The 13,796-nt window shown below is 46.3% G+C and carries 12 protein-coding genes; 3 read left to right on the top strand and 9 right to left on the bottom strand.

Translation table 11 applies throughout. The features are described 5' to 3' along the window. Positions 1 to 65: 65 nt before the first annotated feature. Positions 66 to 1,268, bottom strand: a complete 1,203-nt coding sequence (locus tag HMPREF1222_RS03785; protein WP_016518278.1) for an alanyl-tRNA editing protein — start codon at positions 1,266 to 1,268, stop codon at positions 66 to 68. Then, entirely contained in the window at positions 1,268 to 2,884 is a 1,617-nt protein-coding gene (locus HMPREF1222_RS03780) for a DUF438 domain-containing protein (RefSeq protein ID WP_016518277.1), read from the bottom strand. Before HMPREF1222_RS03780 ends, HMPREF1222_RS03785 begins: the two co-directional genes overlap by 1 nt. Positions 2,885 to 3,075: 191 nt before the next feature. Between HMPREF1222_RS03780 and HMPREF1222_RS03775 the strand changes: the two genes are divergently transcribed. The 3 genes from HMPREF1222_RS03775 (at position 3,076) to HMPREF1222_RS03765 (ending at position 5,594) form a co-directional block, all read left to right on the top strand. Beyond that, complete coding sequence (locus HMPREF1222_RS03775; protein WP_016518276.1) at positions 3,076 to 5,037, top strand: RecQ family ATP-dependent DNA helicase; 1,962 nt, start codon at positions 3,076 to 3,078, stop codon at positions 5,035 to 5,037. Between the two features lie 76 nt (positions 5,038 to 5,113). Further along, positions 5,114 to 5,323: a hypothetical protein gene (locus tag HMPREF1222_RS03770; RefSeq protein WP_006189830.1), complete on the top strand. Its 210-nt coding sequence runs from the start codon at positions 5,114 to 5,116 to the stop codon at positions 5,321 to 5,323. Continuing rightward, positions 5,316 to 5,594 carry a type II toxin-antitoxin system YafQ family toxin gene (locus HMPREF1222_RS03765; RefSeq protein WP_006189829.1) on the top strand — a complete coding sequence of 93 codons (279 nt, stop codon included), beginning with the start codon at positions 5,316 to 5,318 and terminating at the stop codon, positions 5,592 to 5,594. Before HMPREF1222_RS03770 ends, HMPREF1222_RS03765 begins: the two co-directional genes overlap by 8 nt. 24 nt (positions 5,595 to 5,618) lie before the next feature. On the opposite strand, the gene HMPREF1222_RS03760 is transcribed toward HMPREF1222_RS03765, so the two are convergent. From HMPREF1222_RS03760 to HMPREF1222_RS03730, 7 genes are all read right to left on the bottom strand, one after another. Then, complete coding sequence (locus HMPREF1222_RS03760; RefSeq protein ID WP_016518275.1) at positions 5,619 to 6,794, bottom strand: YibE/F family protein; 1,176 nt, start codon at positions 6,792 to 6,794, stop codon at positions 5,619 to 5,621. 77 nt (positions 6,795 to 6,871) lie between these two features. Then, positions 6,872 to 8,425, bottom strand: a complete 1,554-nt coding sequence (locus tag HMPREF1222_RS03755) for a 5'-nucleotidase C-terminal domain-containing protein (protein ID WP_425314951.1) — start codon at positions 8,423 to 8,425, stop codon at positions 6,872 to 6,874. Between the two features lie 141 nt (positions 8,426 to 8,566). Next, on the bottom strand, positions 8,567 to 9,013 hold the full coding sequence (locus HMPREF1222_RS03750) for a hypothetical protein (protein ID WP_016518273.1): 447 nt from the start codon (positions 9,011 to 9,013) through the stop codon (positions 8,567 to 8,569). Between the two features lies 1 nt (position 9,014). Beyond that, on the bottom strand, positions 9,015 to 10,004 hold the full coding sequence (gene lgt, locus HMPREF1222_RS03745) for a prolipoprotein diacylglyceryl transferase (protein ID WP_016518272.1): 990 nt from the start codon (positions 10,002 to 10,004) through the stop codon (positions 9,015 to 9,017). An 11-nt stretch (positions 10,005 to 10,015) separates the two neighbouring features. Continuing rightward, the gene (locus HMPREF1222_RS03740) at positions 10,016 to 12,217 is read right to left on the bottom strand and encodes a FapA family protein (protein ID WP_016518271.1); all 2,202 of its coding nucleotides are present in this window, start codon (positions 12,215 to 12,217) and stop codon (positions 10,016 to 10,018) included. 10 nt (positions 12,218 to 12,227) lie between these two features. After that, entirely contained in the window at positions 12,228 to 13,373 is a 1,146-nt protein-coding gene (locus tag HMPREF1222_RS03735) for a nucleotide-binding protein (RefSeq protein ID WP_016518270.1), read from the bottom strand. Then, a complete protein-coding gene (locus HMPREF1222_RS03730) occupies positions 13,351 to 13,770 on the bottom strand; it encodes a hypothetical protein (protein ID WP_016518269.1) in 420 nt (139 codons plus the stop codon). The genes HMPREF1222_RS03735 and HMPREF1222_RS03730 overlap by 23 nt, the downstream gene beginning before the upstream one ends. Positions 13,771 to 13,796 lie beyond the last annotated feature (26 nt).

Below are 13,796 nucleotides of genomic sequence, written 5' to 3'. Positions count from 1 at the left end.
AGAATAAGAGCAGCGTACAATTTGCTCTTTTCGTGATGTTATAACAAAACCTCTGATGCGGTTGTTTACCCCAATATGCCGGTAAGCGTTTCCACAATAAGCTCTTTGTCGGCAAAATAGGTTCCTTGGATGGCAGAGCTGTTTCCGCCGCCTCGGCCGTTGAGCTGTCCGTTTAAGGTTTTTACGTGCAGCTTTAAATCGATTGCATTGCTGACAATAACGTAGTTGTATGCCGGAGACTGCGCTCCTTCCGCTTCAACCGCCGAAAGCGCTGCGCAGGTGTGCCGTTTTCCTGTTGCTAACAGTTGATTACAGAAGCAGCGTAAATATTCGATGCTGAGGCCGTCTTCAAAATAGACGGGAGCTCCTGCCGTATCTGCCGCCGTTTCCGCTTTTTGTTTTAGATATTTTTCGGTCATTTCATGCAGCTGTTGCTGTAGCTTCCCTTTCTCGGCATTCAATTTTTCCACCGCTTCCTGCACTTCGGTAGGCTTTGCCGATAAGCAGCGGGAAATCGCCCGTACTTGTTCCATCTCTTGTTCATACGCCAGTACCGCTTTTCTGCCGCAGAGAACTTCCAACCGGACGCCCTTTTTCCGGTTGGTAAAGTTAATGATTTTAATAAGTCCGATTTCGCCGGTGGCGGTAACATGTGTTCCGCAGCACGCGCACGAATCGAGTCCCGGAATGGTGATAATGCGTACGGTACCCGAAAGTTCTATTTTGCTGCGGTACTGCATTGTTTTGCGCTCTTCGGCGCTCGGAAAGCTTTCTTGAATCGGGAGGTTTTCGCGGACAATTTCATTGGCGCGCCTTTCGGTATCGAGTACCTGTCCGTCATCCAATGGGCCGTTGAAGTCGATGGTGATAAAACTTTCGCCCATGTGAAAGCCGATATTTTCATACCCGTACGTTTTGGAAAGGATGCCGGTAATGATATGCTCGCCGGAATGCCCTTGCATATTATCGCAGCGGTTTACCCAATCCAATACTCCGTGAACCTTTGTGCCGGCGGCAAGTTCCGCATCGGCAATATGAACGATGCGCTCGCCTTCAAATTGAGTATCCGATACGTGAATTGCCCGTTCCTGCCGGCCTTCGGCAAAGAGGACGCCCTTATCGCCGGGTTGTCCGCCTCCTTCGGGATAAAACGCCGTATCCGACAGTTCAATTTCATAGCTTCTCTCGGTTTTTGAGCACGCGATAACCGTTGCATCAAATTCGTTGACGTACGGTTTTTGGTAATACCGTGCATTAAAGTTTTCCATTATTTTCCGATCCGCCTCTTTATTTCTTCAATTAAAGTATTCAGTTCGACACCGGTGCGTTCACTTGCGATGGCGATTGTCGCCTTAGGCAGCATGATCCGTGCAAGCGGCGTTTTCAGCATTTTAAACTTGGGACTGATTTCTTCCATTTGATCCTTTAATGCGGGGTAATCTGCAAAAATATCTTTTAAAAATGTTTCGGCTGTAATGTCCGCTGCGGTGAGTTTTTTATTCCCATGATTCCCGTGCGGATTTTTGGTACCCGATGTATGTACCTCAGCTGTATTTCCGTTACCGGATTCGGTGGGATGTTCTTGGATAACGGTTTGACCGTTTACCTTGCCTCCTTTTTTCCACGTAAGCAGCGTTTGCGAATCCGTAAGGCTGCGGATATGGGTACAGTCCTGCATCATTTCGAGGATACCGCGGAATTTTCCGTTTTCGTCGCGGACGGCGATGTACAAAATGTAGATAAAGATTCCGGGTTTATTGATCCAAAATTCTGCGGAGTCTTGTTCACCCGATCTGAATTTTTCGATAATCTCTTCTACGATATGAACACTCGCCCGCGGATGGCAGTTTTTAACATTTCGTCCGATAACGTTTTTGCTGCGCGGGAATACACGGTGCTCCGTGTCGGAATAAAAACAGACCGTTTCATTTTCATCTACATACGAAAGATCGACGGGCAGATGCCGATAAATCAAGTTGATTTGTTCAAGCGTCAGCTTACCTGTTGCAACATCGAAAACCGAACTGCCGCCGGCATTCAAACCGTGTTTGCGTAACACCGCGGCTAAATCTTCCGTTAACGAAGAAGTCTGCGCAGAAGATGCCTGCGCAGTTTGTACCGCTTGCCCGGAACCGCTTTTATCATTTGCCTCATTTGTTCCGTTGCCGTTTATCCATGCAAAGCCGATTTCCCGATCGCCGGATTTCATCTCCTCAAATTCTTTATCGCTGATCATCGCAAGTGAAGTGGGATATAAAATCGCTTCTTCTTTTTGGAGTAAATCACGAACATCGGCGACAATCGAAGGCTGTACCGCGATAAATTGGTCATCGGAATCATCTTCAAGCAGTTTACGCGCGTCGCGGATCTCATCGCGGATAAAATTATCCAATGTCCACATCGTTGTGGTGGGCCGGTCAAATCCTTTCTTTTCCAAAATGGGATAGAGTTGATTTTGTTTACGGGATAGGTGTATCCTGAACTGATCCAGCCGGTCATATAATTCGAGCCATTGATTTTTGATAAGCGGATATTGCACAAGATCTTCAATTTCAAAAAGGATTTTTTTCAGCGCATCGTTTTCGCGGTAATAGCACATAATAGGATGATCATCGGGCAAGTCAGGACGGCTTGTATCCATAACATCTTCAAAGAGTTCGAGCATTTTCTGAATGTCTTCTTTTTGACATTCATTTTCGTCAAACTCTTTAAGTTCCTGCTCTGCGAGGGCAATCTCATACGGCTTGAGAGTGCCGACCTTCTCTTTCAATATCCGTTTGGCATCCGCTAAACTGATTTTTCCTGTATTATAATCATTCTTCAGCTGAATAACTGTCTTCATTTTTGCTTCATCTATTCCGGCTAAAGACTGTTTCATTTCCATAAGTATCCTCCGTTAAAGGTTACGATTTAAGAGTCCGTTCGGCTTTAAGAGATTTCCGAGCATCTTCTAAACACTGAAGTTTTTAGAGGTTCTCTTTCGTTAACCTTTATTTACAATGAGGATAAAGGAATATATGCGGTGCGTCAAGTCAATCTCTTTTGCAAGCGGTGCGGAACGGGTATAATCGTTTTATGGAAAAAAATGATGAGCTGCTGATGCGTGCGCATGCGGTGCTTAAAACAAGGTTCGGTTACAATGAATTCCGTCCGATGCAAAAGGAAGTGATTGCGTCCGTGCTGTCGGGGCGCGATACGCTTGCGGTTATGCCGACCGGAGGCGGAAAGTCTTTGTGCTATCAAATCCCGGCGCTTTTGTTCAGCGGTATTACGCTTGTCGTTTCTCCGCTGATTTCGCTCATGCAGGATCAAGTTGCGTCCCTTGTGGGAAACGGGGTGAGCGCGCTTTTTTTGAATAGCTCGCTTGAATGGGATGAATACCTCGATGCGGTGCAGCGTATCAAGTCGGGGAGCGTTAAGCTGGTGTATCTTTCCCCGGAAGCGCTTGCGGCGGAGCGTACGCAGTCTATCTTGCATGACGCATCTGTGCCGGTTAGCTGTATTACCATTGACGAAGCGCACTGCATCAGCGAGTGGGGGCACGACTTCCGACCCGGCTACTTGGAAATTTCGAATGTCCGCGCGCAGTTTAGTGGTGCGGTGTGTCTTGCGCTTACGGCGACTGCGACGGCACAGGTGAGAGCCGACATTACGGTGAACCTCCGGATGCAAGCACCGGAAGTTTTTATCGCAGGGTTTAACCGTCCGAATATTTTCCTTGAAGTGCGCCCCAAGAAGAATGCATTGCGTGAGGTCATCGCCTGTATCGAAAAACACAGCGGCGAAAGCGGCATCATTTATTGTTTTTCCCGCAATCAGGTAGACACGCTCACCGAAAAGCTCAAGGACTCCGGCTATTCGGCGCTCAATTATCACGCGGGGCTTTCCGACGAGGAACGGAGAGATCACCAGCAGCAATTTATCCGCGACAAGGTACGGATTATGGTTGCGACGGTTGCATTCGGTATGGGGATCGATAAACCGAACGTCCGCTTTGTTATCCATTATGATTTACCCAAGTCGCTTGAAGAGTATTATCAGGAGATAGGACGGGCGGGACGAGATGGGCTTGCGTCTCACGCCCTGCTTTTGTACAGCGCAGGCGATGCGCGTAAGATTCGCTCATTTTTCAGCGATGTGGCGGACAGCGCCAATTCCGAACGGCTGTTGCAGGCGATGCTGAGGTTTGCCTCCGCACGGACATGCCGTCGTCATGTTCTGCTGTCATATTTCGGAGAACGGTTTGTCCCGGCGGCAGCTGACGGGAAAGCCGAACACGCTGACGGGCAGATGGGTACTGCCGGACAGGAAGACTCTTATGGACAAATCAGCAAGTTTCCGTGCTGCGATGTGTGTTCCAGCCCGCTGTCTCCAATGCAGGACGTTACCATACCTGCGCAAAAGTTTATGAGCTGCATATATCGCACGCAATCACGGTTCGGGCTTTTGTATATCGTCGATGTGCTGCTCGGTTCAAAGCAAAAACGGATTCTCGAAAACGGGCATGATAAACTTTCAACGTGGGGAATCGGAAAAGAGCTTTCAAAAGAGGATTGGTTTACACTTTCCGATGCGCTCATCGATGCGGGGCTTATCGAAAAAACCGGTGACTACAATGTGCTCAGCATAACCGAAATCGGAAAACAAACGCTTACGTCTCGCGCAAAAATCGAACTTCCAGTCGAGCTTATCGGGGGGCGTGCTTTGAAGCACGATGAAGCTAAAAAACACGCTGTCGGTTCTAAGCAGAATAATACTGCACATAACAAAGGCGAATATAAACGAGGTGAAATTGTACGTTCCTTGAATGAGGAAGATGCGGCGTTATATGAATCGATAAAAGAATGGCGCAGACACGCTGCCGAAGCTGAAAACGTCCCGCCGTATGTTATATTCGGGGACAGAACCCTCGAAGACCTCATACTCAAAAAGCCGCGTACGGCGCGTGAACTGCTGAACGTATTCGGTATCGGCGAAATAAAAGCGGAAAAATTCGGCTCGGCGTTTTTACGGCTTGTGGAAGATGCGGGAAGGTAATCGCATTATGGGAATTTCGTTCCATTTCCTATTATCAATAAATATGATATAATCAGGTCAAAGGAGAACGGCAATTATGACTATTATGTTAAGAAATGCAGATGAACGCTTTTTGCAAGTATTAGAGAGCCTCTTACCGTTTAAAAAAGATATTGAAATCTTTACCGACTATGACGAAGTTCCCAATGAACAAACCGCAAAGATATTAAAAGAATCCCAAGACGGCAAAAACTTGAGCCCTATATATACGTCTACCCAAGAATTGATGGATGCTTTAAATGCTTAATGTTCGATATACGGTCCAGTTTAAAAAAGATTATAAGCTTGCCGTTAAGCGAGGCTATAATCCTAAAGAGCTTGAAAAAGTAATCGATTTATTAAAAACGGGAGAACCGCTGCCTCAGATATACAAAGACCATCCGCTTTCCGGTGAGTGGAAAAATTATCGCGACTGCCATATCCGTCCTGACTGGATATTGATTTATAGAGTAATTGAAGATTCTCTCATTCTTGAGTTAAGCAGAACCGGTACTCACAGCGACTTATTTAAAAAATAAGCGTGTTATGAATTATTCTCCCTCTCACGGTTTATGATGCAATCTCCCAACAAGTTGCACGGTAATCGGAATGGTGCAGATAAGGCCGATGCTTCCCGCCACTGCGCGCAGCACTTCCGATGCTAAAAGTTCAAGGTTGATAATTTCGGTAAATCCGTTGGGAAATAAGATAAACAGCAGCAATACCGGAATGGAAGTGCTGACGTACGCTAGGATGAGTGTGTTCGACATCGAACCGATAATATCGCGGCCGATGTTCATGCCCGATTTTATCAGCTGTTTTTTTGATATGTCGGGGCTTACGGAAACAATTTCCCACATTGCAGAAGAAATGGACATTGCGACATCCATCACCGCACCGAGTGCGCCGATCATAATACCTGCGAACAGTAAGCCCTGATAGTCTATCCTGCGATGCTGCGGTATAAACGCGAGCATTTGCGCATCCTCGTTTCCCAGCCCCGTCAGCGCGAGTAGCTTACCGGCAATAAATGCGAATATACCCGCGATGATAACACCGCCGATGGTGCCCATAATGGCCGTATAGGTTTTCTTATTATTTCCGCTGATGATCAGCAGTGTAATGACTGTAGCAAAACTGCATACGGCAAGCGCCAATAGGATGGGGTTCATGCCCCGTATAATGCAGGGGAGAAATATCCCAAAGATAAGTCCTACGGTAATAGCGAGTGTGATCAGAGCTTTTAGTCCGTTTTTTTTGCCGACGAGAATAAGCGCCGCCGCAAATATGACAATGAGCGCATACACTTTGGTGTCCCGTGCGCGTTCATAGATTTTTAAGTTGATGATTTTTCCCGTTTCATCTTCATCCAACTGCAAGATCATTTTTTCATGGAGACGGAAAATAAGCCGATACGGAATTGCCAGTTCAATCGTATTCCGGACAGTATACACTTCGCCCCTATGTTTACCGGTTAAAATTTTTATTTTTAAATGCTGATACCGGAAGTCGGATTCAATCGGAACATCCGGCCTGCTTTCCGCAAGGTCATCGTATACGATTTCGATAACGCGCGCTTTTACCACTTGGTTCTTAGGCATATTAAGCTGCGTGTCGTAATAAGATCGCAGTCCTGCATCTTTTGAATCAGTGTCTGTCTCTGCAAATAAGGGAAGCTGTATTGTAAGGATAGCTGTAAAAATAAAAAAAATAAAAGACTGTTTGATTTTCTGCTGCATGATAAATACCGAAAAGAAAAACAAGCAATGTACGAGAGAACATACATTGCTTGTTTTGTGTTAAAACTCCGTTTTAGCTATTTGCTGATATCTTTGATGTAATCCGGAGCTTTCGGCGTAATGGTTTTTGCCGCTTTAATTTCATCGATCAAGGCATCTCGAATCGGAATATATGTTTCGACTACATTGGTTGCCTTGGAGAAATCGTATTTATCGCCGCCGGGGAACATAAAGTCGTTGACAACAACCTTATACGATTTGTTCATATCGAGCGGGGTTCCGTCGGATAATGCGATGGAAGTAACACGGTTTTCAAAGGGTTTTGTACCGTCGTATTCAACCCGAAGACCGGCAAACTGCCCGTCCGTGATGTTGGGGTTCATAATACCGTGGTCAATCGCTTTTTTAATTTCTGCTCCGGTAAGATCGAACGTAACCAAGAAGTTATCGAACGGCATGATCTCGTACATATCGCCGATGGTAATATCACCTGCAGCAAGCGTCCGGCGTAATCCGCCTCCGTTCTGAATAGCAATGTCAGCCTTTCCAACTTTGCGCTGTACTTCTGCCGCCCATGCGCCGAGCAGGGTATTACTGCCTTTTTCGCTTCGGTTATGGGTAAATTCCCCGGCAGCGGTTCCAATCACTTCACTTAAAATCGGTTTAAGATCGGCATTGTATCTGTCGTAAATTGCAATACCTTCTTCATCGACTATGATATCTGTTTTATGACTGCCGATTTCATCGACAGCAGGAGTGATCGACGTAATTTTTTTATTTGCATCAAAAGTAATACTGAGTTTTCCGACTGCTTTACCGTGGCAATAGGCCTGCATAATCGGCATACCGTTTACGACACCTGCTACCGTTCTGTGGCTGTGAGCTGAAAGAACCGCATCCAATCCTTTGATTTGAGTAAGTTTAACTGCATTTCCGCTTATTTCTTCACCTTTTTGATCGGAATCGATATGGGTTAAGGTGATGATGGCGTCCGGCTTTCCTTCTTTGGCCTTTCCTGCTAGCAGGTAATCAACCCATTGCTGTCCTGCCTCGACGGGATCGGTAAATTCCAAACCGCTGACATGCTCGGCCTTTACCAAATGGACAGTATCGGGATGTGCTAAACCGACAAACGCAATTTTGTATCCGCCTTTGGTGATAATCATGTACGGCTTTGCCCAAGAGACAGGTTTTTTGGTGTTTTTGTCCACGATATTTGCAGCTAAGAAGGTAAATCCGCCCTCTTTTTGCCACTGGTTCATGTGGCTTACACCCCAATCAAACTCGTGGTTACCGACAGCGCATACAGGGACTCCCATAGCCTTCATCATTGCGGAAACCGGTGCACCGTACGTCAAATTGGAAATAGCGGTACCTTGATAGTTATCGCCGCCGGATACGATGATCGTATTCGGATTTTCCCTTTGAGCTGTGTGCATATAGCCGAGCAGCTTTGCCATACCGGCGTTTCTTCCTTTGCCGGGACGGGTATCTTCCGCGACATTGCCGTGGAAGTCGTTAAATAATAGAACATCTACCTGATTGGCAGGTGCTTTGGCTTCAATAGCTGTATATTGTTTAGGTACAGCTGCAGGAGCGGGTTCGGTTGTTTTACACGACGGGAACAGCATAAATGCAGTCGCCAAAGCAACGAACAGCGCCTTAAAAACTTTTTTCTGCGTCATTTGCATACTCCTCCTACTTTTCAGTGTAAAACGGATAGACGAAAAATGCAAGGAAAAAGCGCTAAAAAACAGAAGTTACGGGAATCTCTAAAACAGGGCGGAAACGGTTTCCCATTGCCGTTCAAGTCCTTTATTGCGTGCGGGGAAGATGGAGACCGTCTTTTTTTCTCCGGTACGGAAGCACAATATACACTTTACAAACTGCGTTTTAAAGACACCTTTGATAAAGCGCTCCGTTTCCGTGGTTTCGATGTCGGAGAAAGAATAGCACGTACGCAACGCAAAAAACACAAGGCCTACCCGGTACTCTACCGTCTGTTCCGCGCAGTTAAAGCGCCAGCGGTCTACATAGCACAGCACAAACAGCGAAAAACAGCCCAATATTATTCCAATAATAGGCAGCTCATGCCGTTCACTATACATAAGAACGGAGGCGGCTCCGATACACAGCAGCATCACAGCATAGCCTGCTCGAACCCTTGCCGAAAAGAGCGAAAAGGTAACCATATCGTTCCGGTTTTTTTGCGGCAGCATCTTATCCACGCTTCCTTTTCCGGTTATAGCGGGCTAAAAGAGCGATACCGATAAGGCCGCCTGCAATCATCATAAAACAAAATATCTGTCCGGTAGAAATATTTTTAAACGAGTTAAAGATATAAATATTCGCTTTGTCCGCAGCGGCGGCAATCCGGAACCCCAATTCATAATCGGGCTGGCGGAAGTATTCGATAAAGAAACGGACAAACCCATAGCCGATTGTATAGAAGCAAAATAAAAAGCCGTTAAACGGTTTCTTATTGCGTACCAGCCATACTACAACCCAAAGGAGAACTCCTTCAAAAAGCGCCTCGTACAGCTGACTCGGATGGCGGGGTAAATTGACATATTGCGCACCTTCCTGTATGGCGACGCCTGCTTTGGCTGCGAACTCCCGTACCCATTCTTCTTTGACGGGAAAGCAGTCGTGCAGCGGCACCGACGGAAAGATCATGCCGATAGGACTCGCCGTAATGCGCCCGTACAGTTCGCCGTTGAAAAAGTTACCTATTCTGCCGAAGGTGTATCCGAGCGGTATTCCCGCCGCTGCGGTATCCGCCCATGCAAAGAAATCCTGCTTATGCCGCTTTGTCCAGAGAAAGGCGCCTAAGAAGCAACCGATAAAGCCTCCGTGGTATGACATTCCTTGCAAACCAGTCCATTCCCGCGCTTCCGAAAACGGCCAAAAGATCAGCCACGGTTTTTGCCAGTAAAGCCATGTCGGTTCGTACACGAGGGTTGCAAAAATCCGTGCACCGAGCATCAATCCTAAAAGCGACCATGTAAAAAAATCGATGATATCTTCATTGGTAATAGGCTTTTCACTTTTTGCATACCGTTGTAATTCCCCTTTTTTTACCTGCACCTTAAACAGCACAAAGGCTATCGTAAAAGCGACAAGGTACATAAAGCCGTACCACCGTAAAAAAGGAAAGCCCGGAATAATTTCGGGTTTAATCCACGACGGATATTGAATAGCACAAATCATAAAAACACCTCTTATTCCGCCGTAAGTTCTATTTTATCTTCAATTTGCTTGCAGACTATTCTGCCCTGTTTTGAATCAAAGGTAAATATGACATGAGAAGCCGGCTCGCGTACTTCGTAATACCGGCCGTGGCTTTCCAAAATAACTCCCGGATACACGGTGCCGGTTATTTTTATCTCCGAGGGAATATGCGATTCAAAATTTTCTTTCAGCTTAAAAATTTTTATGCCGAGCGCCGTATTTGATTTCAGCAATATGACTTTTTGTTCCCGCAGTTCTTGGATGCGGTCGGCAGGTGTTTCCGTATCGCTTAACTCCGCTTCTATGCGCGCAATTTCCAGCAGATTTTCCTGCGTTTGTTTTTCGTATACCTCTATTTTATCTTTTATCAGATAGTCCTGTCCGAAAGAGATAATCGTGCGGACGGTTTTATAGTCGCCTAAATTGCGCACGTTGATTCCGCGGGCGGCATGGGCATTTCCGCCGATAAAGCTGCCCGGTTCTCCGTTCATAATCAGCTCGCCGTTTGTTTTAACAACGCAGCGGAAGCTGTATTCATTGATATAAATATTCCCTCCTGCAAACAGCCGTGCCGTTTCGGCAAAGTGGAGCGCCATGGTGTTCTTTGCCCATACCGTACCGCGGTGTTCTCCGCGTATGCCGCCGTTCATTAGAAGCGATTCCTTCGTATATACTAACGATACGCCCGCATCTCCGTTGACGGTTAAACAGCCGCCCGCTTTTACGCTACGGTCGGTGTCGATGTCTCCATTGATAATCACATCGCCGGCAAAGATGATATCGCCGGTTTCTTTATTCACATCGGTATCGATAATCTTTGAATTAAGTATCTTGAGCCTTTCTCCGGTTTTTATCAATTCTCCGTGTACGGCTGCCACGAACGAGATTTTTTTTCCTTGTTTGATAATGCGGATTGTGTTATCGGTTTGCGGCAGTTTTAACAGTGCCGCCTTATTGATTTCTATTGTATTTCCGAATACGTCGGAACCTTTTTCGCCCGTTTCCCGAAAGAGCGTTTCGAGGAGAGTTTCTCCCCGTTTTACCGAAACTGTGTTTGAATGGCCGAAGTCCACCTTCCAGTCGAATTGATACGAATGCGGGGCAACCGGTGGTATACCCCTGCTGACGGTAAATTCAACCGGTGCGGAAGAAAGGCGCGCTTCGTAAATGGCTGCCCGCAGTATCTTGTCGTTATACCGGTCGGGAGGCAGGTTTACTTCGTCCAAGGCCTTTCGTAATCGGGAAAGCGAAAGGCGGGTACCTGCGCCTCTTCCCGATTCGAGGATAAGGGACGCTTCCATTTTATCGTCGCTGATAACGGCTTTAACCGTTGCGTCTTTATAAGGAATAATGCGCAGCTTGAGCCCGTCCGGACTTTCCGCCGATAATAGGATACCGTTGCACCCAGCCTTTAATTCGTCGTTGGTTTGTACGATGTTACGCAAATCGAGCACAAAGGGGTCGTTCCCCGGTAAGCCCTGAATGGCGTTTCCGTAAATATCCGCTCCGCTTGCTCCCGGTTCCGATTTTGAAAATTCAAACAATAAATCGTGTTTTGTAACAACCGAAAGAGACTGCGCTTCGGAAAGCGGAAAATCTTTGTCGTATATCATCTGCGGCTGCTCGCGAGCGTTTTCTACGGCATGGAGTAGCTTTTTACGCAGCAGGAGGTCTGCTTCTTCTCCCAGTTTCGTAATATGCGGAATAAGCGCCCTGTCTTTCCCGCGGCCGGGCAGCGTGCCTTCTGCAATAACAAGCTCTATTTCCCGCTCAGGTGATTCGATAAAGTCGTTTATTTTCTCGTCCAGCGCTTTAAAATCGAGGTTTTTTATGCCGCTGTTGTTCAGCATTGTGGTGATAAGCTTTTTATCGATATTGCGCGGTGTATCTTTTGCCTTCCGGATATACAGGGTTGCCTTGGTTTTATCCGATTCAATAATCAGCCGTGTGTCAAAGGACGAATCAAGTTCGATTTCGAGCGGGAGCGGCAATGTCTTGCCATATAAGACCTTATCAAAATAACGTTCAAATTGCCGCGCATTGATGAGGTTTTCGGCAGGGAGTCCTTGTTTTTGAGCCTGCGCTGCGATTTCTTCATAGCTCGGGAATACGCAGTTCTCCGCATTTTCTACGTCGCTAACGGAAAAGTACCACTTTTTATTGCCCGCGTTTTGTTTTATCGTCCATTTCATATTGTACCGCTTATATACGATACCCTTGTTCAAGGGCTGTTTTTATCTTCCGTTTTAACAGGGCGTTTTCCTTTTTTAAAACGGAAATCTCATATTGCTGACTCTTGAGCATTTCGGCGATATCATTCATCGTTAATGCATCGCTTCCGATAAGGTCTTCGATATATCCCATTTTTGAGCGGAAGTCCGTTTCAGCCTCCAGTTCGGCAGACTGAAATGTTTCGTCGGTATATTCGGCATAATCCGCTGCATTTTGAAAGGTTTCGGTTTCGGATTGTAAGATTTTGTCGGCAATGCGGTAGATTGCTTGTGAAATCATCGCCTGCGGTTTATAGAGGATTACCGGCAGCCGCGATGCAAGCGCCGTATCCTGTATCATATCCCTGTAAATAACGCCGAGGTGTTCCAAGTTGATATTGAGGTATTCCTGGCATGAACGGCGGATTTTTAATGCTTTATCCGCATCTTTCGGATCGTCGAGCATATTCATAATGAGCCGCGGTTTGAACTTCCGTAGATTGGATAAAAACAGTTCGGTGTTTTTAGGGTCGACTTTTTCCAGCTCGGTGATGATGCGGGGAATGTACATCCTCTGCATGGACGATGAATCCGTTTTGAGCTTTTCGAGGTACTTAAAACCGGGACTATTGCGCTTAAATGCCCCGTAAAGCATGCGGAATACGACGTTTTTTAGGAAAAGATACGCATTCAGTATAGCGGTAACGGACGGCGCCGTAACGACGATACCCTGAGGAGAAAGTAAAAAAAAGTCCAGAATGCCGAGGTGTGTTCCTGCGCCGAGATCCAGTATAAGATAGTCTGCATCCATTTTAAGCAGATTTTTAATTAAATTGTTTTTATCGGAAGCTTTTAAGGCTGCAAAGCCGGGAATTTCGGAATCTCCGGGGATAAAACGTACGTTCGGGTAGCCGGTGTTGACGATAGTATCTTCAAAGGACGAGTTTCCCGACAAAAAAGTACCGATTCCATGCGCATTCGATTGCTGCCCGAGGACTAAATGAAGATTCGATGCCCCTAAATCCAAATCGGCAATAAGCACGTTTTTTCCTGCCTGACCGAGTGCAATTGCAAGATTCGCGGAAAGAAGACTTTTCCCGACCCCTCCCTTTCCGCTAGCAATCGGTATTATTTGCATAATACACACTCCCTTTTATAAATGAATAAAACAGCAGCACGGTATCGGCTGCGAGAAAAAAAAGGACTTCCTTTGAAAAATCAAAACCGCTGCTGATTTGTGCCGAGGCGAAAGCAATTCCTATTATAGCAAATTCCCGCCGAAAAATACAGAGGGATTCCGCACAAATGGAAGTTAATTTGAACAACGCCGCTGCGTAGAGCGCCCAATGAAAGGCTTTCTCGTTTAATGCCAGCATCAGCCATAAGAGTACCGGTACGCAGAGCGCTGCAAGTGCGCTGTACCGGGAGAATGCCGTCTCTTGCAGAGAATTGGAAGAAAAAACAGCAATATAAAAAACTTTTATTATTTCGTATACAAAAGCGGCACAATAGGCAGCAACCGTTTTCTTGTTCATCCGATAGAGTGTATGCGCAAGAGTAG

The sequence above is a fragment of the Treponema vincentii F0403 genome (assembly GCF_000412995.1).
GTDB lineage: Bacteria > Spirochaetota > Spirochaetia > Treponematales > Treponemataceae > Treponema > Treponema vincentii.
Note: the sequence above shows the minus strand (reverse complement) of the source record. Positions and strands in the feature narration are given on the sequence as shown.